General features: G+C 43.4%; 22 protein-coding genes. 11 read left to right on the top strand and 11 right to left on the bottom strand.

Translation table 11 applies throughout. The features are described 5' to 3' along the window. Positions 1-208 precede the first annotated feature (208 nt). The 3 genes from L2730_RS13970 to rsgA all read right to left on the bottom strand — a co-directional run bounded on the left by L2730_RS13970 (position 209) and on the right by rsgA (position 3,712). Positions 209-1,690 carry a methyl-accepting chemotaxis protein gene (locus L2730_RS13970; protein ID WP_248975154.1) on the bottom strand — a complete coding sequence of 494 codons (1,482 nt, stop codon included), beginning with the start codon at positions 1,688-1,690 and terminating at the stop codon, positions 209-211. Between the two features lie 102 nt (positions 1,691-1,792). Then, complete coding sequence (locus tag L2730_RS13965; RefSeq protein WP_248975153.1) at positions 1,793-2,284, bottom strand: DUF1097 domain-containing protein; 492 nt, start codon at positions 2,282-2,284, stop codon at positions 1,793-1,795. Between the two features lie 375 nt (positions 2,285-2,659). Continuing rightward, entirely contained in the window at positions 2,660-3,712 is a 1,053-nt protein-coding gene (rsgA, locus tag L2730_RS13960) for a ribosome small subunit-dependent GTPase A (RefSeq protein WP_248975152.1), read from the bottom strand. Between the two features lie 286 nt (positions 3,713-3,998). Here rsgA and azu point away from each other — a divergent pair, with 286 nt between their 5' ends. Both azu and L2730_RS13950 read left to right on the top strand, forming a co-directional pair. Beyond that, positions 3,999-4,451, top strand: coding sequence for an azurin (gene azu, locus L2730_RS13955; protein ID WP_248975151.1), 453 nt, complete (start codon positions 3,999-4,001; stop codon positions 4,449-4,451). Positions 4,452-4,573: 122 nt separating this feature from the next. Beyond that, positions 4,574-5,149, top strand: coding sequence for a type II secretion system protein (locus L2730_RS13950; RefSeq protein WP_248975150.1), 576 nt, complete (start codon positions 4,574-4,576; stop codon positions 5,147-5,149). Between the two features lie 75 nt (positions 5,150-5,224). On the opposite strand, the gene L2730_RS13945 is transcribed toward L2730_RS13950, so the two are convergent. Together L2730_RS13945 and yegD are read right to left on the bottom strand one after the other, a co-directional pair. Further along, positions 5,225-5,713 carry a CreA family protein gene (locus L2730_RS13945; protein WP_248975149.1) on the bottom strand — a complete coding sequence of 163 codons (489 nt, stop codon included), beginning with the start codon at positions 5,711-5,713 and terminating at the stop codon, positions 5,225-5,227. An 88-nt stretch (positions 5,714-5,801) separates the two neighbouring features. Beyond that, positions 5,802-7,169: a molecular chaperone gene (gene yegD, locus L2730_RS13940; RefSeq protein WP_248975148.1), complete on the bottom strand. Its 1,368-nt coding sequence runs from the start codon at positions 7,167-7,169 to the stop codon at positions 5,802-5,804. A 298-nt stretch (positions 7,170-7,467) separates the two neighbouring features. On the opposite strand from yegD, the gene L2730_RS13935 reads away from it, so the two are divergent. After that, the gene (locus L2730_RS13935) at positions 7,468-8,862 is read left to right on the top strand and encodes an NfeD family protein (RefSeq protein WP_248975147.1); all 1,395 of its coding nucleotides are present in this window, start codon (positions 7,468-7,470) and stop codon (positions 8,860-8,862) included. Further along, positions 8,843-9,661 (top strand): slipin family protein, encoded by an 819-nt coding sequence (locus tag L2730_RS13930; RefSeq protein ID WP_248975146.1) that lies wholly within the window; start codon positions 8,843-8,845, stop codon positions 9,659-9,661. The genes L2730_RS13935 and L2730_RS13930 overlap by 20 nt, the downstream gene beginning before the upstream one ends. 70 nt (positions 9,662-9,731) lie before the next feature. Here the strand turns inward: L2730_RS13930 and trhO are convergent, their stop codons facing one another. After that, positions 9,732-10,715: an oxygen-dependent tRNA uridine(34) hydroxylase TrhO gene (gene trhO, locus L2730_RS13925; protein WP_248975145.1), complete on the bottom strand. Its 984-nt coding sequence runs from the start codon at positions 10,713-10,715 to the stop codon at positions 9,732-9,734. 316 nt (positions 10,716-11,031) lie between these two features. Here trhO and L2730_RS13920 point away from each other — a divergent pair, with 316 nt between their 5' ends. Further along, a complete protein-coding gene (locus L2730_RS13920) occupies positions 11,032-11,688 on the top strand; it encodes a glutathione S-transferase (protein WP_248975144.1) in 657 nt (218 codons plus the stop codon). A 54-nt stretch (positions 11,689-11,742) separates the two neighbouring features. Here L2730_RS13920 and L2730_RS13915 read toward each other — a convergent pair whose 3' ends face one another. After that, positions 11,743-13,062: a metal-dependent hydrolase family protein gene (locus L2730_RS13915; RefSeq protein WP_248975143.1), complete on the bottom strand. Its 1,320-nt coding sequence runs from the start codon at positions 13,060-13,062 to the stop codon at positions 11,743-11,745. Positions 13,063-13,269: 207 nt separating this feature from the next. Between L2730_RS13915 and L2730_RS13910 the strand changes: the two genes are divergently transcribed. After that, the gene (locus L2730_RS13910) at positions 13,270-15,354 is read left to right on the top strand and encodes a S9 family peptidase (RefSeq protein WP_248975142.1); all 2,085 of its coding nucleotides are present in this window, start codon (positions 13,270-13,272) and stop codon (positions 15,352-15,354) included. 135 nt (positions 15,355-15,489) lie between these two features. Here L2730_RS13910 and L2730_RS13905 read toward each other — a convergent pair whose 3' ends face one another. Further along, entirely contained in the window at positions 15,490-16,095 is a 606-nt protein-coding gene (locus L2730_RS13905; RefSeq protein WP_248975141.1) for a LysE family translocator, read from the bottom strand. A 102-nt stretch (positions 16,096-16,197) separates the two neighbouring features. Between L2730_RS13905 and L2730_RS13900 the strand changes: the two genes are divergently transcribed. Next, the gene (locus tag L2730_RS13900) at positions 16,198-17,565 is read left to right on the top strand and encodes an aminotransferase-like domain-containing protein (RefSeq protein WP_248975140.1); all 1,368 of its coding nucleotides are present in this window, start codon (positions 16,198-16,200) and stop codon (positions 17,563-17,565) included. A 97-nt stretch (positions 17,566-17,662) separates the two neighbouring features. Here L2730_RS13900 and L2730_RS13895 read toward each other — a convergent pair whose 3' ends face one another. Next, a complete protein-coding gene (locus L2730_RS13895; RefSeq protein ID WP_248975139.1) occupies positions 17,663-18,139 on the bottom strand; it encodes an outer membrane lipoprotein in 477 nt (158 codons plus the stop codon). Positions 18,140-18,192: 53 nt separating this feature from the next. Between L2730_RS13895 and aat the strand changes: the two genes are divergently transcribed. The 3 genes from aat (at position 18,193) to infA (ending at position 19,950) form a co-directional block, all read left to right on the top strand. After that, positions 18,193-18,903, top strand: coding sequence for a leucyl/phenylalanyl-tRNA--protein transferase (gene aat, locus L2730_RS13890; protein ID WP_248975138.1), 711 nt, complete (start codon positions 18,193-18,195; stop codon positions 18,901-18,903). Beyond that, the gene (locus L2730_RS13885; protein ID WP_248975137.1) at positions 18,893-19,618 is read left to right on the top strand and encodes an arginyltransferase; all 726 of its coding nucleotides are present in this window, start codon (positions 18,893-18,895) and stop codon (positions 19,616-19,618) included. The genes aat and L2730_RS13885 overlap by 11 nt, the downstream gene beginning before the upstream one ends. Positions 19,619-19,731: 113 nt before the next feature. Further along, a complete protein-coding gene (gene infA, locus L2730_RS13880; protein ID WP_005500725.1) occupies positions 19,732-19,950 on the top strand; it encodes a translation initiation factor IF-1 in 219 nt (72 codons plus the stop codon). A gap of 142 nt (positions 19,951-20,092) precedes the next feature. Here infA and clpA read toward each other — a convergent pair whose 3' ends face one another. Beyond that, a complete protein-coding gene (clpA, locus tag L2730_RS13875) occupies positions 20,093-22,351 on the bottom strand; it encodes an ATP-dependent Clp protease ATP-binding subunit ClpA (RefSeq protein ID WP_248975136.1) in 2,259 nt (752 codons plus the stop codon). Between the two features lie 36 nt (positions 22,352-22,387). Further along, positions 22,388-22,696, bottom strand: coding sequence for an ATP-dependent Clp protease adapter ClpS (clpS, locus tag L2730_RS13870; RefSeq protein ID WP_020912009.1), 309 nt, complete (start codon positions 22,694-22,696; stop codon positions 22,388-22,390). Between the two features lie 239 nt (positions 22,697-22,935). Here clpS and cspD point away from each other — a divergent pair, with 239 nt between their 5' ends. After that, on the top strand, positions 22,936-23,142 hold the full coding sequence (gene cspD / locus L2730_RS13865; RefSeq protein ID WP_012155761.1) for a cold shock domain-containing protein CspD: 207 nt from the start codon (positions 22,936-22,938) through the stop codon (positions 23,140-23,142). The last annotated feature ends 46 nt before the right edge of the window (positions 23,143-23,188 follow it).

Here is a 23,188-nt window from a genome sequence, read left to right as displayed (position 1 = left end):
GCTGATCTGGGAAAGAGAAAGGCAAAACAACAAAAATATTACAAATTATTTTAGAAAAAGAATAGCTTGAACGAAATACAGCCACAAAAAAGCAGAGCCTTATACCAATCAGTATAAGAAGTTGATCTACTCTCGCTGAGCGATCAAATCTTTATACTGATTGGTATTACTCTGCTTTTTTGTATGCTTCAACCCAAGCGAGTATGCATTAGTTAGCGGCTGTTGATCTTTCGAGCTTCGTCTTTGCTAAGGTATATTGCCCTAAAAGCTGATCTAAACCATTTGATGCATCATTCAAGTCAGCGGCTAAGCTAATAGAATGACCTGTGGTTTCTTTTATTGTTTCAGCTTGTCCGCGAATATCATTTAGCTGTGATGCGATCTCTCTTGAGGCTACGCTTTGCTCCTCTGATGACGCCGCGATTTGTGCACTCATATCAAATACCGTACTAATTGATAACGCCATGCTGTCAACATCATTGCTAACGGAAATAATCGCTTCGCGGCCTTTATCTGCTTGGGATACGATATCGCCTGTAATGGTGCTGAGTTTTTGGGTGCCAGTTTGTAGGCCTTCAATCATAGATTGAATTTCCACTGTCGCTTGCTGTGTGCGGCTAGCAAGGGTTCTAACTTCATCAGCAACGACAGCAAAACCTCGTCCCTGCTCACCGGCTCTCGCCGCTTCAATTGCCGCGTTAAGCGCCAATAGGTTTGTTTGTTCAGAAATACCATTAATGGTAGTCACGACCTCACCAATTTGAGTCGCAGCATGGGAGAGATCTTCAACAGAAATAGAAGCTTCTGAGATCCTCTCGGTTAATATACCTATGCTCGCAACAGCCTCAGTTAACTGTACTTTACTGTTAGCCGCCTGAGAGGAGTTAATTTCAGTTTGCTCTGAAGTGCTTGATGCATTTGCTGATACTTCTTCAACAGCGGCCGTCATTTGTGACATAGCCACCGCAACAGTATCAAGAAATTGATGCTGAGCATGAGTAAGCTGCTCATTTTGACCTGCTTGTTGCTGAAACTCGTTCGCTGCATGAGCAAGTGTTTCTGCATTTTTAGCTATGGCCGACACCATTTCACTCATGTTGTCGGCACTGCGGTCAATTTCACGGGCGATTAAACTAAAATCGTCTTTGCCAAAAAAGTTGAGCCTAAAGCTTAAGTCACCGTCCGCCAACCTTTTTATCGCTTGATACATATCCCATAAGCCCCCACCTAACGAGGTAGACACCCAGTAACTCACCAGGTACAAAGGCAGCAAGCCTAATAATGAAAGTAACAACATCATATTAGCTTGTGACAGCGCGTCTTGCTCCCACTTAGCGACATTGGCGCTATAAACAAGCTGCTCTGATACAAGGTTAGCACTCACGGTAACCTTGTTGTTAACTCGATTTGATTTTTGAAGGTAACCAACAGTTAAGCCATTTTCAGCGGCAAAATCAGCAAGTGCAGCATCGTCCAGATTAAGACTATTAGCAACAGACGCATAAGCATCGACAGTCGCTTGAGCCCGCTCAATTGATGCGGCCTCTATCTGTTGTGTGCTATTAAAATAATTGGTGACTGCAACCCCTAGAGTGATAAGGGTTACCATAGTGCAGATTGCCCAAAATTTACCATTAAGGCTGAGCTTGATTAATACAGCATCGACAGTTCGAAAACTAATTTGCTTCATCGTGAAGTTCCCTTGGCCTTAACCTTCGACCATTTATAAGCATTAAATAATTCATGCACTCTTTAGGGTGCAAGGCCCAGAAGTGCTCTATTTAAGATAACCTTACGACTCTTTCGCAGTGTTTTGTGCAAGCATGGTTTGTAACTTCTGAGTAAGAGAGATTAGCTGGGCAGTGAACAAACTCATGCTGTAACCAAGCATCGCACCAAGCAGCAATGGCGGTAAAATGGCAGCGATATCGCCACCCATAGCAAAAGTGATGCAGCAACCGATAAAGGCTCCAGGTATAAAAGCCAGTTTTTGATAACTGGCTTGTAAACACATTGCTGCAGTCGCAATCCCAGTGAAGGCATATCCAAACAGAGGAGAGACAAAGAAACTGCTACCAGAAATAATGAGCCAGCCCCAGAAAACACCAGAGAGATTAGTGGTCATTGCCATTAGCATTCCCTTCGCACCTGACTCTGTTTGTGCAAAAAAGGTACTGCAGCCAAGAAAACCTATCCAAGTAACAAGTTGAAATACATCAGCGAACCCAGCCCATACAGCGGCAAGTAATCCTGCAGAAATAGCTATTTGCCAACGATGTTCCATAAAGCCCTCTCTTTAACGACACATATACTTTTACTATAAAAGAACACAGTGTTTTATATTAAGGACGCTAAATTAACCTTTTTGAATGCTAAAAAACACGATCTGTGACAAATAAATTGTCATTGAAGGTGTTTTAGCGCACAAAATGAACAGTGATGTAACAAAATTACCTAATTTGAGTTAAAACAGCCAAAAGCAGACCCCACAACCGCATTGGCTATTGGCGGGGTCTTTGAGTAGATCTAAAGAGTGAAATACAGCTAGATAAGAATAGCGGCTATTTAAATAGGCCTTTGAAATTAAGATTTGAACACTCAACCAAAAACTGGCAAACAATAGCCTTAATGGCTATTCGCTCAAGCTCCATGAACAGATTTAATAATTCTTCTTTAATTTTCTAGAAGCAGTTTGTACACCTTGGATCATTTTTCCGAGTGCTTTATCTTTAGCGCGTTTTTCCGCTAAGGTTGCGCTATTTAAAGCTTGCTCACGCATTAGCTTTCGATAGCTGTTTAAACGGCGTTCATCAAGTTGACCATCATTCAGTGCAGCCTGAACTGCGCAACCTGGCTCACTTTCATGACTACAGTCACCAAATCTGCATTGCTGTGCTAAGTCGACAATTTCACTAAAGGTATCATTAACCCCCTGCTCACAATCGCTAAGTTGCAGCTCTCGCATACCAGGAGTATCCATCAGCAATCCTCCTTGTGGGAGCCACTTAAGCGCTCTTGAGGTGGTAGTGTGACGACCTTTACTATCATCTTCACGTACGCCACTGGTGAGTTGAGCCTCGAACCCCATTAGCCCATTAACAAGCGTTGACTTACCCACACCAGAAGAGCCTAAAAACGCCACGGTTTTGCCCGTTTGACAGTAAGCCGCTAGACCTTGCAGGCTTTCATCATCTAATGCATTAACTGCATGTACCATCATAAAGGGATCAAGCTGCTGTACTTGCTGACGTTTATCATCTACATCACTGCACAAGTCGCTTTTAGTCAGTACCACCACAGGCTCAACTTGCGCCTCTTTTGCAAGTGCAAGATAGCGCTCAATGCGGCTAAGGTTAAAATCGTGATTAAGCGAACAAACAATCATCACGCTGTCGACATTAGCTGCAATTAGCTGGGTGGCCACTTTACTGCCAGGCGCTTTACGCTGAAACAATGACTGACGCTCTAAATGACGCACGAGCCTGTTTGAATCGTCGAATAGTGCCCAATCTCCCACACAGACACGTTCAGACTGCGGAGGCAGCGTTAGCTGTAAATTCCCAGCTTCACTCAACACCACGATATGACTACGATGTTGCTCAACCACTCGGCCAATACTGAGCTCAGTTAGCTCCTCTAGGCTAAGCTGCTGTTGAAAAAAAGGTCGCCAACCGAGCTGTGTTAGCGTGATAGTCTGCTGTTCCAACGCCATTCTCCATTCCAAATATCTAAAGTCGTTCAAGTTCAATAGTATGTCGATTGTAATCGAAAATACATATTTCGCGCTCAGCCCTAAAGCTTCGCTTTTCCTGTGATCAAACAATAACAACCATCGAGACCGGATGATTGAATAAAAACGACAAATTACCCACCCTTTTATAACCACCAACATAGCTGCATAACGGTCTTTAACTTATTTACTATTACTTATCATTCTCATTAAGGTGCTTTTGTTCTAATATGCTTCGGCTTTTAACTTAATCAACTAAGGAAAAACTATGCGTTCTATCACTACGTTTATCACCGCTATGGCACTCATGTTATTTAGCAACACAAGTTTCGCAAACGAGTGTGGATTATCTATTTCAGCAACAGATACGATGCAGTTCGATAAAAAGCAGCTATCTGTACCTGCTAGCTGCAAAGAAGTTACTCTCACGTTAACTCATAGCGGCCAATTGCCTAAATCTGCAATGGGGCATAACTGGGTGCTTAGTAAAGCTGCTGATATGCAAGCAATTGCAAATGAAGGCATGGCCGCTGGCGCAGGCAATAGCTATGTAAAACCTGAAGATACTAGAGTCATCGCTCATACCGACATTATTGGCGGTGGCGAATCAACCAGCATTACTTTTAGTATCACAGATTTAGATCCAAAAGATGACTACCGTTTCTTCTGCTCTTTCCCAGGTCATTGGGCAATTATGCAGGGCAGCTTCAGTATTAAGTAAACAGAACAATCATGTAGGAAGCTAAGATTAAACCGCCACTGTGGCGGTTTTTTATTTTTGTTTATTAACAAATCAATTACTATTAAGCTCATTACCACATCTTAGTTGGAAGAAAACATTGCATGGCCGCAAAGAATAAAGTTAAAGGATTTACACTGATTGAGTTAGTTGTAGTCATTATCGTATTGGGCATTTTGGCAGTGATCGCTGCGCCAAAGTTTGTTGATTTTAAACGTGACGCTGAGATCAGCCGCGTAAAAGCGATAGCAGCCTCATTTCAACAGGCTATCACCTTCAGTCACACTCGCTGGCAAATAGTCGGTGGCAATGACCCTATGAATAATCTGCCTGGCTATGCTGGTGATGAACTTGATATGAATGCTAATGGCTTCCCTTTGGGTATTGATAAGGGCGAACCAATGGGACAACCAACCAATATTGGCCAAGGAGAGCAAGGCTGTGTTGATTTGTGGAATACTTTAATTGAAGATCCCGCTAGCGTATCACTATCCAGTGTCGACAATGGCAGTAACTTTCAAGCCTACCGCCACCAAGCTGATAGCAATCCTACAGGGCTAACCGAATGTAGTTATGTGCTACGCACACTCAATGACACCGCTGGCCGTGAAACAGCAGAAATAAAAATAGTTTATGACTCAGTTGCCGGTACCGCTAATAGTGTCATTAACAGTAATTAAAGTTTAATCGATGAGATCCAATCAAACAGGCGCCATTTATCTGTAACCTAAAGCAGTTAAATAACGCCGTTTAATCTAATTAGCGGGCATGGTAACAGGTTCAACCCAAGCTTGAGTGCCGTATAACGGCACTGTAGACAAGGCATGCTTATGACTACCATTAGTCTCTTTGGTCGAATATGACAAGTAAAGTAAGGTTTGATTCTCAGCATCGTAAATACGCCTTACTTTAAGTGTCTTGAATAAAACGCTCAGTGACGCTTTGAACACCACTTCGCCATTTTTACTCTTATCAATATCCGCGATATCAGCGGCAGAGATTGGCCCAGTCTGACGACAAGAGATGCTCATATCAGACGGGTCAGCCAAGCTGAGATTAGCTTCTATGCGGCTAATATGACATGTTACGCCAGCCACTTTGGGATCATGACGGGCATCAATTATCACATCTTTGGTGGTAAACAAGCCTAGGCTGACCTTGCCAACATCATCACCGCATCCCACTAAAGTAGCGCTGGCAATAACCCCAAGCAATCCCGCTTTTAATAACGCTAACTTTTTCATCACTTTTCCTTATTAAAATTGCATACTCATTCGAAAGCAAATCGCTGAGCATTTAGCTTATCTTCAAACCAATTAGAATAACAAAGCGCTACGAAAATACTCTTTGCGCCCAACGGGTTAATCCAGCCGTCACACTACCAAAGTGATCGCCAACGACAATCGGAATATCAGGGAATAAACCTGAGATCCTGCGGTATATAGCTGGGCTACGAGCCGTGCCGCCTGTGACGTAAATTCTGTCGGGCTTAACCCCTGAGGTCTCTAATGCTTCTCGCATCAGCGACTCTACTTTACTCAGTGGCATGGTAATCGCATTTTCAAAATCAACTTCTGTCACCTTGGCATGCAAACCTGCATGGATAAAGCTCAGTGGTGTATCAATGCTGTCTTCGCTAGAAAGCGCTATTTTACTTTGCTCTGCACTACGAACCAATTTATAGCCTAACTGCTCTTTTTGCACTTTTAGCAAACGCGTGATTAGCTCTGGTTGTTGTGCATCTTTAATTAACTCTTCGATGAGCTTTTTGGAGTTCAAAGCAGCGAAATCTCGTTGCGCGCTAATGTCATTGACAGCTACAGCATTCCAAAATGGTTTACTTGGCACTGGTAGCTTATTGACCATTAAGCTGCCTAAACCTAGATGCGGCATGAATGCGGCCATTGACAGTGCAATATCAAGGTCATTACCGCCGATACGCTGGCCACTATGGCCTAGAAAGTCCTGGCTTCGATTTGCACTATCAATATGACTAGGCCCCATTTTAACCATAGAGCAATCTGTAGTGCCACCGCCCACATCGACCACCAGCACAGTAACATCTTCATCTAATGAGGCTTCATAGTCCATTCCGGCTGCGAGGGGTTCAAAGAGGAAGTCCACATCGATAAAGCCTGCACGTTTAGCCGCTAAAGATAAAATAGCTTCTGCTTGTAGATTGCTTTGCTCACCGCCTATACCTTGAAAATTAACAGGACGGCCAATGACCGCGTGAGTGATCACGCCGTTTCCAAACATATTTTTTTCAGCAACTGTTTTAATATGCATCATCATTAAGGTGACGATATCTTCAAACAATGCGATTTGATTGTCCCTTAGCCCTGTCGCACCGAGGAATGATTTAGGCGAGCGAACATAAAAGCCTTCATCAGGCATCTCGAGGTAAGCTTCTACAGCGGCTTCGCCAACGAATACTGCTTGCTCATGGGGTAACAGATCTAGCTCGCGGCGCATGGATGCGGCGCGGCTCAATTGAGCCGAGCGTAAACGGGTATATTCAGCCTTTTGATCTGCAGGTAGTTGCTTCAGTACTTCTTCGGCAATTAGCTCTCTGTCCATCGCATATAACGTTGAAGTTAAATACTTAGCATCACCACTAAGCGGGACTAAACAGACCTCTTCACCTTGCATAATACCAATCGCGCAATTGGCACTACCATAGTCAAATCCAACAAACATGAGTCTATCCCGTTAATCGTAAAAAAGCCGTGAAAAATAGCACAGTTAATCGGATGCAAAAAGCGTTATTTTTAAAAATTATTTCTAAGAGCAATTTCTACTCAGGCCTAACAAGTTCATAAGCAGAAACAGATAAAACAGATCATATCCAGCCCCCCTTTTACTCAGCAATCAGCTAGCAAACGTTTCACAATTCAAGCCCAGACAACCCAGTGTTCTTGACAAAAATAGACTAAACTTAAATGACTCCCCTTAGCCGACATAGGAATTCGACTAAAGCATTCATTAAGGTTTAATTATGCATCGCTGGAAGCTAGCCCTATTAGTGATTTTCACAGCCCTACTTTGCGTGGGAGTGCAAAGTGCGGATGAAAATACGCTTGGTATTGAAATACCTGTAGTTAGCATTAAAGGGGCAATTGGGCCTGCGGTTGGTAAGCAACTAACCACTGAAATTAATGCCGCCAACCAACAGCAAAATGTGCCATTGATCATTATCACTTTAGATACACCTGGCGGCTTAGTCTCTAGTCTACGAGCTATCAATCAAACGATTTTGACCTCCAATATTCCCGTTGCATGTTTGGTATACCCTAAAGGCGCCAGAGCCGCGAGTGCTGGTACTTACATGTTATACGCGTGTCATGTCGCAGCGATGGCAACGGCTACAACCTTAGGGGCTGCAACGCCCGTGCAAATGGGGCCCAGCGCCCCCTCCCCCGATAAAATCAATCCAGCAGATAAAGAGGGAGATAACACACCTGAAAAGCCAAGTCCCTCTGCCATGGAGAAGAAAATCCTTAACGATGCCATCGCCTATATACGCTCGTTAGCACAGCTACGCGGCAGAAACCAAGAATGGGCAGAGCTCGCAGTAACAGAAGCTGCCACATTAACCGCAACAGAAGCCTTAGCGCTAAATGTGATTGATTTGATCGCAGAGTCACCTCAGCAACTGGCCAGGAACCTAGATGGCAAGGTGATTGAGTTAGGCGATGTAAAAATGACTTTAAATCTAAAAGGTGCTGCCTTAGTGAATAAACAGCCGAGCTGGCAAAATCAATTTATCGCCACCATCACTAACCCTAATATTGCTTATATTTTAATGATCATTGGTGTCTACGGTCTGTTACTGGAGTTTTATAGTCCAGGTATCGGTGTCGCTGGGATAACAGGGGCCATTTCACTGATTATTGCCCTTTATGCATTCCAAATGTTGCCATTGAGCTACGCGGGGCTAGCGTTATTGATGTTAGGAATCGTGTTGCTCATAACCGAATCTATGGTGCCAAGCTTTGGCATATTTGGTGTGGGAGGCATTGCAGCATTTGTGGTCGGTTCTATATTTCTGTTTGATACACCGCAACCACAATTCCAAGTCTCCCCAATTCTGATCGGTACTATTGCTTTCATTAGCTTACTGTTTTTCGTGTTCGCATTGGGCTTTATATTACGTATGAGAAAAAACGCCGTGGTAACAGGACAAGAGGCGATTATCGGTGCCACTGCGGCTGTTATCGACGACTTTGAAGACCAAGGTTTTGTATTGCTAAACGGTGAACGTTGGCATGCGATTAGCTCGCAAGCACTCAGCAAAGGTCAGCGCGTTACTGTTAACGACATCAACGGTCTGTCGTTGCAGGTATCGATAGTTGACCCTAAGGAGACTTCTAATGGAACCACTCATCACTAACGGCACGATATTCACTGGGGTAATGCTGTTTATTATTATCTCGCTGCTTCTCAGTGTATTTAGGATCTTAAGAGAATACGAAAGAGGCGTTATTTTCCTTTTAGGTCGCTTCCAGCAAGTAAAAGGCCCAGGATTAGTCATTGTCATTCCATTTATTCAACAGATGGTAAGAGTTGATTTAAGAACGGTGGTGATGGATGTGCCAAGTCAGGATGTAATCAGCCGCGACAATGTCTCCGTAAGAGTCAATGCTGTATTGTATTTTCGAGTCATTGACTCCCAAAAGGCAATTATAAATGTCGAAGACTTTCTACAAGCAACATCGCAACTGGCACAAACCACATTGCGATCTGTCTTGGGTCAGCATGAGCTTGATGAAATGCTCGCTAACCGCGAGATGCTCAACGCCGACATTCAAGGCATTTTAGATAGTCGAACAGATGATTGGGGCATTAAAGTCTCTAACGTCGAGATAAAGCATGTTGATCTTAACGAGACAATGATAAGAGCCATAGCCCGTCAAGCTGAGGCAGAAAGAACACGTCGCGCGAAGGTGATCCACGCGTCTGGCGAGATGGAAGCATCCAGTAAACTGGTTGAAGCGGCGACAACATTGGCCACAGAACCCAATGCAATCTTATTGAGATACCTGCAAACTTTAACTGAAATTGCCGGAGAGAAAAATTCAACCATTCTGTTCCCTCTGCCGATGGACCTGCTTAATGGCGTGATGAATACTGATGAAAAGTCAGCAGTGCTTGCCAAAAAGAAAGCTGTTGAAACGAGTAACAAGCAGTAAGCAGTAAGCAGTAAGCAGTAAGCAGTATAAAGGCAGCCTAATTGCTGCCTCTAATTAACGGAAGTGTAAACTATGCACGTTTTTCATTTTGGGATTTTTTCAACTGCTCTTTCTTAGCTCTACGAGACTCAATCACGGCACTGACATCGCTACCGATATGAGCTTCGCCACGCTGTTTTGACAGCTGGACTTGACGTTCACGCTCTAAAAATCGCTCTCGCTGTTTATCGGTAACTTTATCGATGCAGTGAGGGCAACTAACCCCTTGTTCAAACTGCGGTGATACTTTTTCGGCTTCAGTGATAGGCATGCGGCAAGCATTACATTGGTCATACTGCCCTTTTTCAAGATCATGATTAACTGCAACACGATTATCAAATACAAAGCATTCCCCCTCCCACATGCTCTCTTCCTGTTTAACTTCCTCAAGGTACTTTAAAATGCCACCTTCAAGATGATATACGTCCTCAAAGCCCTGCTCTTTCAGGTAAGCTGTTGATTTTTCGCAGCGGATACCACCGGTACAAAACATAGCAACTTTCTTATGCTTTGCAGGATCTAGGTTCTGCTTAACGTATTCAGGAAACTCTCTAAACGTTGCAGTTTGTGGATCAAGTGCATTTTTAAAAGTGCCGATTTTGACTTCGTAGTCATTGCGAGTATCGACTAGCAGTACTTCAGGATCAGAAATCAATTCATTCCAATCTTTTGGCTTAACATAAGTACCCACCACTTCATTGGGGTCAATCCCTTCAACGCCCATGGTCACAATCTCTTTTTTGAGTTTAACCTTGGTGCGATAAAAAGGCATCTCCTCGTCAAAAGACAGTTTATGTACGATGTTATCAAGCCCAGGCTGAGTCGCTAACCATACGAGTAATGCATCAATTGCGCTTTGTGAGCCCGCCACTGTGCCGTTAATCCCCTCTTTCGCAAGCAGTAACGTTCCCTTAATGCCAGATTCTTCCATGACACTCAGTAATGGCTTTTGGAACCGTTCAAAGTCTGGCAGAGAGACAAACTTATACATAGCACACACAACAACTTTTGACATACAAACCTCATTTACTGCTAGCTGAAGCTTAATCTTCAGTGCATTGACGATAGCAGCGGCAAAAATGTGAGCCACCACTCAAAATTAACCGCGGATTCTACCTGAATCACACCACTACAAACAGGTATAAAAAGTAAGGCCTTTATGGTTCGATGAATTCAGATAGCTATTGTCTGTATATTAATAAGTGAATACTGGCTAAATCCTCTTTACTTAGGCGACAGCTAAATCAGTTAATATTGATTGTTATTTCCTTGTAGGCGGTTAAAAATAGGGACATCGTTTTATTCAAAATAGTTTATCTAAAATAAATAATATGACCTTACCGACATTGTACTCATTTAGACGCTGCCCTTACGCAATGCGCGCTAGACTTGGAATATACCTGGCAAATAGAGCTGTTAGCTTACGCGAAATAGTATTGAAGCATAAACCTGAAGCAATGCTTGCCCTGTCGCCAAAGGGCACGGTGCCTGTATTAATATTGCAAAATGGTGCTGTAATAGAGGAGAGCTTTGAGATCATGTGCTGGGCGCTTTCACAAAATGACCCGAACGATCTGTTACTGACAAACAACAGCGCGAAGCAAGAGGCAGCCAAAGCGTTAATTGAGTATAACGATCAGGTCTTTAAGTCTTGGTTGGATAAATACAAATACGCAGACCGTTTTCCTGAGCACAGTCAGCAGTATTACCGTCAACAAGGTGAGTTATTTGTACAGCAATTAGAAACCTTACTTGATAAGCACCCGCAGCTGTTCGGTCAAGGACCCTGCATTGCAGATTACGCCATCTACCCCTTCATCAGACAATTTGCACATGTTGATAAAGCTTGGTTCGAGCAAACAGACTACAAAAACGTACAGCAATGGTTAGCAAACCATTTACAAAGCGAAGCGTTTACGACAATCATGCAAAAATTTCCCACTTGGCTTGAAAGCGAGCAAGAGTTTATTTTTGGCGGAGAAAAGTAGGTCGATTAAACGTTTAAAAGGAGCATTAGCTCCTTTTAATGGCATGTAACACCGTTATTGCTTGTAAACTTTACCACCTTTCATCACAAAATCTACATCAAGCAGCTGCTCAATATCATTTAATGGGCTTGCATCTGTAGCAATAATATCAGCGTACTTGCCCACCTCTATGGTGCCTAATTTGTCGCTCATGCCGATAAGATCTGCGCCGTTTACCGTTGCCGATTTTAAGATATCTGCCGTGGTCATTCCGCCCTGATACATCAACACCGCTTCTTGGGCATTAATTCCATGTTTAGACACACCACTATCGGTGCCAAAAGCTATTTTTACGCCTGCTTTATAGGAAGTATTAAAGTTATCGAGCATATCTGCGCCCACTCTAATCGCTTTTGCTTTAACTGGCGCAGCCATAAAGTCTGAGGTATTCGCCATTTCCACAACGGTAGCGCCTGCAAGTAAAGTCGGAACTAGATAGGCACCCGACTTTTTAAACAGCTTTATCGACTCTTCATCGGAGTAACTGCCATGTTCAATACTGTCAACCCCTGCACGTAAGGCAGCATTTATCCCTTCAGCGGCATGGGCATGACTGGCAACTTTGCGCCCCAAAGCATGGGCAGTCTCAACGATCTCTTTGAGTTCATTGTTGGTCATCTGCTGACCCGTTCCTGTATTTGTGTTAGATAACACGCCTCCTGTTGAGGCAACTTTAATTGCATCAGCGCCATACTTAATCGCATTACGGGTCATTTTTCTACATTCAAAAGGACCATCGCAGAGCATTTTCGATGACTTCATTGCCAATAGATCTGGCGCCATTCCGTCAACATCTAAATGCCCGCCAGTTATCGAGATCCCTGCTGCTGCAATAATTCTCGGCCCATCAATCCAGCCTTTCTCTACACCGTCACGAAGGGCGTACATTTGTTCGGGTTCACTCAATAGATCACGCACAGTCGTGAAGCCTGACATTAATGTTGTTTTAGCATAATGAACACTTTTCATCGCCACATCTGCATCAGACAATTTAACCGTATCGGCGATATTGTCAGGCCCTAGTTCCATCTGCAAATGCACATGCATATCCATTAAGCCCGGCATCACGAAGCTATCACTTAAGTCGATAAGCTTGGCGTCGCTAGCAAATTCATTGGCAGGAAGAAAACCTTTTTTAACGGCAGTAATCGCTCCCTCTTCAACCACCACAGTATAATTTTTTAACGGTGCATTACCTGGAATAGATAATAACTCTCCGGCATGTATAACCTGAGTCTGAGCTAGCGCTGCCTGACTTATTGAGGCTGATATCAACAATGTAAGAACGCTTATTCGGTTTGAAAGTTTAGACAGTTTCGGCTCAGTTTTTTTCATTGGAATTATCATCTTTAGTTACATTCAATCGTTATGAATATACCTAAATACAGTTTAATGTAAATGTAAGTTCACATAGTTTCACCATTTATATTACATGTGCTAATTTGACAGATAGCACAAGGAACACTCAAGAATATGAATGCCAAGCACAGAGAAATAACAGACTTTGGCAAAATAAAGCACCGCTAATTTTAAGGGATAACAATGAAGATCGGCATCTATATAGCACTGATGATCGCACCACTTTCTACAACAATGGTCATTGCAGCAGAATCCAATGCTCAATCTAATTCATCGCTTTTGTCACAACCACCTAAAATTTTGCAGTTAGAAGATGTGTTTAACCTTGAGTATGCATCTGATCTTGAAATCAATAATAAAGGTGATGAGGTCTTTTTTGTTCGCAATTATATGGACATACTCACAGACAAAAAACTGGGCAACATTTGGAAAGTCGACAAGGATAAAAACCTAACACCAGTAACCAACGGCTTGCACTCCGACTTTTCCCCCGTCCTTTCACCCGATAATACTAAGCTTGCATATATCTCAACAGCGAGTGGCTCAGCACAAATTCATATGCAGTGGCTAGAGACAGGTGCATCAGGCCAAATGAGTCATTTAGATCATGCCCCATCAAATATCTCTTGGTCGCCCGATGGTAAATACCTAGCATTTACTCGCTTCGTAGATACACAGGCAAAATCGGTAGTTACTCTGCCCGGCAAGCCTAAAAATGCCAAATGGGCTAAACCCGCGGTATACGTTGATGAAATGTACTATCGCTTTGATGGAACGGGCTTCACTAAGCCTGGTAATAGCCAAATATTTGTCATGTCCGCCGATGGTGGCGCTGCTCGGCAACTGACATATGGTACCATTGACCACCGTAGCCATTTGAGCTGGAGCAAAGATGGTCAGCAAATCATCTACTCAGCGAATACCCGCGATGAGAGCGAGTTAGAATGGACTGACAGCAACATCTATGCGCTTAATATTGCAAACTTGCAAAGTACACCACTAACAACCCGCAATGGACCTGATAATCACCCTACCGTCTCTCCCAATGGCAAAATGATTGCCTATTTGGGCTCTGATCAGAATCATAAGAATTACGAAAATACTGAGTTATATGTAATGAACCTCGACGGTTCAGATAAACGCTCTTTAACCGCTAACTTTGATCGTTCCGTCAATAGCATTCAGTGGGCTAATAACAGTAAAGCCGTTTACATGAGTTACCACGATAGAGGTGAAACTTATGTGGCCTATCAACCCCTTAAAGGTAAAAAAAGTGTCGTTGCAAAAAATTTAGGCGGTTTGTCATTTGGACGCCCTTATACTGGCAGTGAATTTGACGTCGCCCAAAATGGGACGATCGCTTTCACTTATTCAGATCCGCAGCGTCCGGCAGATATCTCCATTAATCGAAAAGGGAGAACCACCCAGCTAACAAACCTCAATAGTGATGCTCTCGATCATAAAACCTTAGCAAATATTCGCGAACTCAATGTGAAATCGTCTTTCGATGGACGTAATATTCAAGCCTGGGTTGCTTACCCGCCAGGTTATGCCGCAGAGAAAAAGGCTGGTAAAAAGTTTCCACTCATTCTTGAAATCCATGGTGGCCCTGTCACCAACTATGGACCACATTTTTCGGCCGAGATTCAGTTAATGGCCGCTAGTGGCTATGTTGTTGTTTATGCTAACCCTAGGGGCAGTGATAGCTACGGAAAAGAGTTTGCCCAAAGCATCTATAACAATTACCCAAGTCAAGACTACGATGATCTTATGTCAGTCGTTGACGGAGTCATTGCAGAGGAATCAATTGATCAACAAGCCCTATTTGTAACGGGTGGTTCAGGCGGCGGCGTACTAACTGCTTGGATAGTCGGTCATACTGACCGCTTCAAAGCAGCTGTGGTGGCAAAACCAGTAATTAATTGGTTTAGTTTTGCATTAACGACTGACATTTATCCTTTCGTGATTAAAAATTGGTTTGAGAAAATGCCTTGGGAAGATCCTCTGCACTATATGAAGCTCTCTCCTATTAGCTATGTTGGTAATGTCTCGACTCCAACGATGTTGTTAACAGGTGAAGCTGATAAGCGAACACCTATCGCAGAAACAGAGCAGTTCTACCAAGCACTAAAACTGCGTAATATTGATACCGCGATGGTGAGAATTCCGGATGCGCCTCATGGTATATACAAACGCCCAAGCAACTTGATGTCTAAAGTTGCTCATATTCTGTGGTGGTTTGATAAATATCAACAGCCTAAAAGCTAATGCTTTTTTTGCATTTACACTCCCTTGCAAAAAGCTAACATCCATTTCAGGCTGTTAGCTTTTGCTTTAATATTGGTTTCAATCCATCAATCAGTAGGACAAATTGCTAGTTGGTGGCTATCAGTTACTGCGACTTCATATGGTGATTAAAGGGATCGTTACCACCAGTAAGCCCCCCATACTCCAGTTGAAATAACGTCGACGCTTAGTTGAATTGAGTCTGTCTTTTATTGCAGCGCCTAACACCACCCACGTGAACGAAGCTGGAAAGCCGACAATATTAAACACTAATAAGCCTAGTAACGCACTTGCCCAGTAACCATCACCACCTACCGTAAATGCGGTACAAAGCGTTATCGTTGCCATCCAGCTTTTTGGGTTTATCCATTGAAACAATGCAGCCTCTTTCATTGACATAGGTTTTCTATCCTGCACGTCAAAATCATCGTCTACTGGCAAAGTCATCACTCTATATGCAAGAAACAATAAATACATGACCGATGCCGTCTTCAACACTGAGTGCAATAGCGGCCATGACTGAAATAAGCCACCAAGTCCCAACAAAATCGCGATATGCAACATTGTTTGGCCAACTCGGATGCCGATAATATGCGGCAATGTTTGTTTCACACCGAAATTAGCGCCTGATGTCGCGAGCAAAATATTGTTGGGCCCAGGCGTCATGGTCATTGTTGCGCAAAATATTGCCGCCGACACCATTAACGTAAATAGTGAATCCATATTCATCTCCACCCCCTAATTGTACGCATACAATAATTGACACACTCAAATCATTAGACGCATAATAATCGATACAAATAGCAGATCAATGGTTTTATTGTCATGGGTACAATTTGGGTTCCAACACTTAAAAACTACCAAGGCCCTTTGTATGTTCGCCTTGCAGAGGCCGCTGAAGCAGCAATTAAAAATGGCCAACTGCCAGCAGACACAAAGCTCCCACCGCAGCGACAACTCGCGGATAAAGTCGCTGTTACGGTAGGCACGGTAACCCGGGCTTATGCGTTGCTTGAACAACGCGGTTATGTGTATGCAAAAGTGGGCGCTGGCACCTTTGTAAAAGGCACTCGATATCACTCAAAACCGCAACAGGCTAACTTTGCTACTTGCGAACAACCGCTAACCAATCAAATCGGTATTATTAGTGATGCTTTAAGCGAGCTTGCTAAAGAGCCACATACGATTAGCCAACTGATGCAATACCATGCGGACCCGCTGCCACAACATCAGCTCAATTTCAGCCAGTGGCTACACAGGCGTCAAATACCTCAAACTGCAGAGCAAATTGTTTTTAGTCACGGCGCCCAGCAAGGTATTTTTGCAGTCTTAAATGGATTGATGAATGCGGGTGACCACCTGCTGTGTGAAGAAAACTGCTATCCCGGAATAAAAGTCGCTGCGCAGCAACTCGGGCTCAATATTGAGAGAGTGTCCTTGACCCAAGAGGGACTAAACCTTGCTGAGTTAGAACGTCAAATAGTGCGCTATAAACCAAAAGCTGTTTATCTAACCCCTAACAATCAGAATCCAACATGCATTCAATACAATCTGCAACAAAGGCAAACCATTATTGCTCTAGCACGCCAATATGATGTGGTCATTATTGAAGACGATGTGAACTACTGTTTGCCTAAAGAATGGCACACGCCGATGTGGTGCCTAGATCAAGCATCCACTGATGATGAGCAGCAGCACAAGGTGGTTTACCTATCTAGTTTATCGAAGCTGTTTTGTGGTGGGCTACGTCAAGGTTTCCTGCTTTGTCCACTGCCGTTACTGGCTAAAATTAAACAGGCACTTTATAGCCAATGCTGGATGGTATCGCCCCTTAACACCGAGCTTGCCTGCCGCATTATTAGTAATAAGGCGTACATGGGAGATAGAGAGCTACAAATAGCACAAAGACAGCAACTATGTATCGCCATGGGGGAACGTTTAAAGTTAACTCAGACATGGCGTGGCCTTAATGGCTGGTTGAAGCTTGCTCTGCCACTTAAATCTCATCATGTTGTCGCAGCGCTAGCCGCCGAAGGTATACTCATTCGTGATGGTGATGACTTTGATAATCATCATAATCATATTCGGCTCAGTATTGGTGGCACATGCGACGAAATAGAGTTTCAAAAGCAGCTCGAGTTGATTGAATCTACGATTTTGAAACTAAGCCAAAGTAGCTATTCGTTTGTTTAAATCCCGCAATAAGAATGTCTTAGTAACATTTTAAACAATAAAAAAGCGCAGTTTTACTTGACTGCGCTTAAATTTCAATCAACTGAAGCGTTGCCGATTACATCTGTTGGTCAACTCTGACATAACCTTTGAGGTAAACCACTCGAACCTCATCATTGACGTTAAAAATCATTCCTTGATCTAAATCTTGAATAACCATAACTTGCTCGCCACTGTCCAAAGTAATCATCATTTCGACTAATTTAAGCTCTTGGTAATATGAACTATCACCGTAACGATTACCGATGCCAGCGCCTAAGAGTGCGCCAAGCACCGTTGCGACATCTTGGCCTGAACCACCACCAAATTGATGTCCTATCACGCCACCGATGAGTGCACCGCCAAACGTTTTCCAGCCAGTATTTTGGTCTTCAACCAGTTGCTTTTCAGTGATATTTCTGACTGATGCGACTTGACCAAATTCAACTTTTTCAACAGGAACAGCTTGATTGCGATCATAAGGCGCTGCGCTGAGTTGAGGTATGCTCAAAAACAAACTGAGAACCATAAAAACAATAAGATGAGGTTTCAACATAGGCTTTTTTCCGCTAACTTAAAGGTATGTACATTGCCTAATTTTACTCAATTGTGAACTCACTGTCCTATTTAAATCAAGATCAACAAGGTTTTCCGCCACCTGAGCAAGCACTGAGCGACCCTAACGGGTTACTTGCAGTGGGTGGCGATCTGCAGCCAGAAAGGCTATTAAACGCTTATTACAACGGAATTTTCCCATGGTTCAACCAAGATGATCCCATACTATGGTGGTCACCCGATCCTCGCGCTGTTTTTGCACCAGGAAATTTGAGAGTTAGCCGTAGTTTAGTCAAATACCTAAAAAAACAACCATGGACTTTTAGCATCAATAAACAGTTTACTGCTGTAATTCAAGGCTGCGCGGCACCTAGAGCCAAGCAAGAGGAAACTTGGATTTCTGCTGACATCCAACAGGCGTATCTGAGTTTACATCAGCAAGGTCATGCACATTCGATTGAGGTGTGGGAAGACGATGTCCTCATAGGAGGCCTTTATGGGCTCGCTATTGGGCAGGTCTTTTGCGGCGAATCAATGTTTCATCTTCGCACTAACGCCTCCAAAGCTGCTATGATCGTATTACAGCAGCACCTTTTGCGATGTGGCTTTAAACTTATTGATGCGCAGGTTGAAAATCCCCATTTAGACAGCTTGGGGGCTAAATCAATAAAGCGTAAAGACTTTCTCACATTACTCAAGCACCTAAGAGACGGCGACGTAAACCCTGATAGCTGGTTAACTGCAGAGGTACCGATTGAACTCTAAATCAAGACCGATTACGGTCGGCAGAACCAAAACCTTTCCTTGTAGCTATTTAGATGAGCAGCAAGAGCAACTCTTGGTACTACAAGAGGAGATCATTGATGCTGGATTATTTGAACAACTGCTGGCCTTAGGGTTTCGCCGCAGTAGTAGCATGATCTATAAGCCCCAATGCCCTCATTGCACAGCTTGCTTACCGATTAGGCTCGAAATTGACGAGTTCAAACTGTCAAAAAGACAGAAACGTACTCTAAAAAATAACCAAGATTTAAGCTGGAAAATAGTCGACCATAAAACAGATGAGCAGTATGCCCTCTATGAGCGCTACGTTAATACACGCCACGCTGATGGCGCTATGTTTCCAGCAACGCCTGAGCAATATGATAGTTTTGCAACTGCAAGCTGGACGCAACCACTGTTTATCGAACTGTCGATTGATAACAAACTGATCGGTGTAGCGGTCACTGACGTACTGCCAAATAGCTTATCTGCTATCTACAGTTATTTTGATCCCGATGAACATAAGCGCTCCTTGGGGAGTCTGCTAATCTTATTGCAGACCAAGATAGCTAAGATGATGCAAAAGCAATTTTTGTACTTGGGTTATCAAATTGATGAATCGAGAAAGATGAATTACAAGCGAGACTACCGACCTCATCAAATTCTCACCCACTCAGGCTGGGTTACTGAGATTGAGATCAAAAACATAAGCAAATAAACTATAACGCCTCTACAGCCGTGATTCACTCAACCTTTTCTTTACAGCGAGGTGAATTTGCGGCATGATACGCCCGTTTTTAATATTTGAAGGCTAAACAGGATAACTGATTAATGGCGAAAGAAGACAACATTGAAATGCAAGGCACAATCCTTGAAACCTTGCCAAATACAATGTTTCGTGTAGAACTTGAAAATGGTCATGTCGTAACGGCACACATTTCAGGAAAAATGCGTAAAAACTATATCCGTATTCTTACGGGTGACAAGGTAACGGTTCAGCTGACCCCTTACGATTTGAGCAAAGGACGCATCGTCTTCCGTTCACGCTAAGTTATTATTAGCCTATAACGTATTTAAAAAGCCGGCTTGCGCCGGCTTTTTGTTGTCTGTTATTTGAGTAACACTAATCAAGATAATAGCAGCTAAAGAGTGAAGCCTGTGTATCATTATCGACTTCACTCCTATCGCAGCATTAATGCACGGCTTTCTCTTGTGATTGCGCTTTAATGACAATCTCATCGCCCTTCACATCAACACGAGCGATACCGCCTTTCTCTAGATCGCCAAATAGTATTGCATCTGCAAGCGGACGTTTAATTAGGTCCGTCACAACGCGTGACATTGGTCTTGCCCCCATCGACTTGTCGTAACCCTTTTCAGCCAGAAGCGTTCTCGCCTCATCACTAACCTCAAGTGTTACAGACTTATCATCTAACTGTGCTTGTAGCTCAACCAGGAACTTATCAACCACTTTAGCGATAACAGTCATATCAAGGTGATTAAACCAGATAATAGAATCTAAACGGTTACGGAACTCAGGTGAAAACACCTTGTTGATTTCCGACAGCGCGTCTTGAGTGTGATCTTGCTGCTTAAAGCCTATCGATTTACGAATAGTCTCCTGTACACCAGCATTAGTGGTCATCACCAAGGTCACATGCCTAAAGTCTGCCTTACGGCCGTTATTATCCGTTAATGTACCGTGATCCATCACTTGTAGTAGCAAATTATAAACATCGGGATGCGCTTTCTCTATCTCATCGAGTAGCACCACACAATGAGGGTTCTTAATCACGGCATCGGTTAACAAGCCACCTTGGTCATAACCCACATATCCTGGAGGCGCACCAATAAGACGCGACACGGTATGACTTTCCATGTACTCAGACATGTCAAATCTCACTAGACTCAGTCCGAGGCATTTTGCCAACTGACTCGTGACCTCAGTTTTACCGACCCCCGTAGGGCCTGCAAACAAGAAGCTACCTACAGGCTTATTTTCGCCACCAAGACCACTTCGAGATAAACGAATCGCTGAACTAAGCCCCTCAATCGCCATATCCTGACCGAACACAACCATCTTAAGGTTACGCTCTAGATTCTTAAGCATATCCTTGTCAGAGCTCGATACCGACTTCTCAGGAATACGTGCCATTTTGGCGATGATAATTTCAATTTCGCTTTGGCCAATGGTCTTTTTGCGTTTGCTGGCTGGCAACATAGCCATGCGCGCGCCCGCTTCATCGATAACGTCAATGGCTTTATCGGGCAGATGTCTATCATTAATGTGCTTGTCTGATAGTTTCGCTGCAATACTCAATGCCGCCATGGTGTAGCGAACATTGTGGTAGTCCTCGTAGGTCGACTTTAACCCTTGAAGGATTTTAGTCGTCTCAGCGACAGACGGTTCATTGATATCCACTTTCTGGAAACGACGAGCCAGTGCACGGTCTTTCTCAAAAATACTTTGGTATTCTTGGAAGGTTGTAGATCCCATACAGCGCAAATTGCCGCTCGACAATAATGGCTTTAATAAGTTTGACGCATCCATGACGCCACCAGAGGCTGAGCCCGCGCCGATAATGGTATGGATCTCATCAATAAACAAAATCGCATGCTCATCATTTGCGAGTTCTTTGAGTAAACCTTTAAAGCGTTTTTCAAAGTCACCACGATACTTAGTACCAGCCAGCAATGCGCCAAGATCAAGTGAGTAGACCGTAGCCTCACTCATCACCTCTGGCACTTCTTCTTTAACGATACGGTAGGCAAGCCCTTCAGCTATTGCCGTTTTACCGACGCCAGCTTCACCCACTAATAACGGGTTATTCTTACGACGACGGCACAAAGTTTGAATAGAGCGTTCTATCTCTTCACTTCGGCCGATAAGTGGGTCAATTTCACCTTTTTTAGCTAACTCATTTAAGTTAGAGGTAAATTGCGACAAAATGCTGCGCTCTTCTTCTGTCTCAGTTTGATCTTCGATGCGGTTTGGTTCAGCGTCGGTGTCAATATCGTCCTTGGAAAAACCGTGTGAAATAAAGTTGACCACATCAAGACGAGTGACTTCACCAGAGCGTAATAGATAAACAGCTTGAGACTCTTGCTCACTAAAAATGGCGACTAAGACATTGGCGCCAGTAACTTCGTTTCGCCCAGATGATTGGACATGGAATACCGCTCTTTGCAGCACACGTTGAAAGCCAAGTGTCGGCTGCGTCTCTTTCTCTTCTTCAGGATCGGCAATGATAGGCGTGGTTTGTTGAATAAAGCTCGAGACTTCGCCTCTGAGCTTATCGAGATTTGCTCCGCAAGCAACTAACGCCTCTTGTGCGGCCGGGTTATCGATTAATGCCAACAGTAGATGCTCAACCGTCATATATTCATGACGTGCATCTCTGGCTTGCTGAAAAGCCAGATTTAAGGTGACTTCAAGATCTTTATTTAGCATAAGCACCCCCAAAAATTAAAAACAGATTCAACCAAATTAGGCCTCCTCTAAAGAACACAATAACGGATGTTCGTTTTGTCTTGCAAACTGATTTACCTGAGCGACCTTAGTTTCAGCAATACCAAAAGGGTAAATACCGCAAATCCCCTTCCCCTTATGATGAATCGCAAGCATGATTTCAGTGGCTTGTGCTTCATCCTTTCTAAAAAATAGCTGTAAAATCTCAATAACGAAGTCCATCGGAGTGTAATCATCGTTATTTAAAATAACTTTATACATAGAAGGCTGTTTTAACTCTGACTCAACACTCTCTTCTACATGTTCAATATTTTCTGTTCTGCTCATGCTTCAATACTAGCCTCTAGTCTTGGCTTGTTCCAATTGATTATCCAACTCTATCTATTTAATAACATAAATCCTACTAAATAGTGTGTACCACTTTGTTCGTAAAATGTTACTCGGATGTTAAAATATACTTGACAACACGCTTTTCTGCTTTCATTCTGTTCAGTAAGCGAAGGACTTTCCTCGCTGATAAGTTTTACTATCTTACTGGGAAGTGAACAACAGAAGGAAGTGGAAGTATGGCAAGCGGAACTGTTAAATGGTTCAACAACGCCAAAGGATTCGGGTTTATTTGCCCTGATGCTGGCGGTGAAGACGTTTTTGCGCACTATTCTACCATCGAAATGGAAGGCTATCGAACTCTAAAAGCGGGTCAACCCGTCAGTTTCGAAGTAGAAGCAGGTCCAAAAGGTATGCACGCGTCAGCAATATCACCCACTAACTAGTTTAGTATGTGATAAGAAATAAAAAAAGCAGAGTAGTTATCTACTC

Source organism: Shewanella kaireitica, from assembly GCF_023284045.1.
In the GTDB taxonomy this organism is placed as follows: Bacteria; Pseudomonadota; Gammaproteobacteria; order Enterobacterales; family Shewanellaceae; genus Shewanella; species Shewanella kaireitica.
Note: the sequence above shows the minus strand (reverse complement) of the source record. Positions and strands in the feature narration are given on the sequence as shown.

Bases quoted from the DNA above. Each gene is read 5' to 3' on its own strand.
- L2730_RS13915 (WP_248975143.1), bottom strand. From the start codon at position 13,062: ATGAAAAAAACTGAGCCGAAACTGTCTAAACTTTCAAACCGAATAAGC.
- L2730_RS13895 (WP_248975139.1), bottom strand. From the start codon at position 18,139: ATGTTGAAACCTCATCTTATTGTTTTTATGGTTCTCAGTTTGTTTTTG.
- L2730_RS13950 (WP_248975150.1), top strand. From the start codon at position 4,574: ATGGCCGCAAAGAATAAAGTTAAAGGATTTACACTGATTGAGTTAGTT.
- trhO (WP_248975145.1), bottom strand. From the start codon at position 10,715: ATGTCAAAAGTTGTTGTGTGTGCTATGTATAAGTTTGTCTCTCTGCCA.
- L2730_RS13930 (WP_248975146.1), top strand. From the start codon at position 8,843: ATGGAACCACTCATCACTAACGGCACGATATTCACTGGGGTAATGCTG.
- L2730_RS13935 (WP_248975147.1), top strand. From the start codon at position 7,468: ATGCATCGCTGGAAGCTAGCCCTATTAGTGATTTTCACAGCCCTACTT.
- L2730_RS13905 (WP_248975141.1), bottom strand. From the start codon at position 16,095: ATGGATTCACTATTTACGTTAATGGTGTCGGCGGCAATATTTTGCGCA.
- L2730_RS13920 (WP_248975144.1), top strand. From the start codon at position 11,032: ATGACCTTACCGACATTGTACTCATTTAGACGCTGCCCTTACGCAATG.
- clpS (WP_020912009.1), bottom strand. From the start codon at position 22,696: ATGAGCAGAACAGAAAATATTGAACATGTAGAAGAGAGTGTTGAGTCA.
- L2730_RS13970 (WP_248975154.1), bottom strand. From the start codon at position 1,690: ATGAAGCAAATTAGTTTTCGAACTGTCGATGCTGTATTAATCAAGCTC.
- yegD (WP_248975148.1), bottom strand. From the start codon at position 7,169: ATGTTTGTTGGATTTGACTATGGTAGTGCCAATTGCGCGATTGGTATT.
- infA (WP_005500725.1), top strand. From the start codon at position 19,732: ATGGCGAAAGAAGACAACATTGAAATGCAAGGCACAATCCTTGAAACC.
- L2730_RS13965 (WP_248975153.1), bottom strand. From the start codon at position 2,284: ATGGAACATCGTTGGCAAATAGCTATTTCTGCAGGATTACTTGCCGCT.
- L2730_RS13900 (WP_248975140.1), top strand. From the start codon at position 16,198: ATGGGTACAATTTGGGTTCCAACACTTAAAAACTACCAAGGCCCTTTG.
- cspD (WP_012155761.1), top strand. From the start codon at position 22,936: ATGGCAAGCGGAACTGTTAAATGGTTCAACAACGCCAAAGGATTCGGG.
- L2730_RS13910 (WP_248975142.1), top strand. From the start codon at position 13,270: ATGAAGATCGGCATCTATATAGCACTGATGATCGCACCACTTTCTACA.
- rsgA (WP_248975152.1), bottom strand. From the start codon at position 3,712: ATGGCGTTGGAACAGCAGACTATCACGCTAACACAGCTCGGTTGGCGA.
- clpA (WP_248975136.1), bottom strand. From the start codon at position 22,351: ATGCTAAATAAAGATCTTGAAGTCACCTTAAATCTGGCTTTTCAGCAA.
- azu (WP_248975151.1), top strand. From the start codon at position 3,999: ATGCGTTCTATCACTACGTTTATCACCGCTATGGCACTCATGTTATTT.
- L2730_RS13945 (WP_248975149.1), bottom strand. From the start codon at position 5,713: ATGAAAAAGTTAGCGTTATTAAAAGCGGGATTGCTTGGGGTTATTGCC.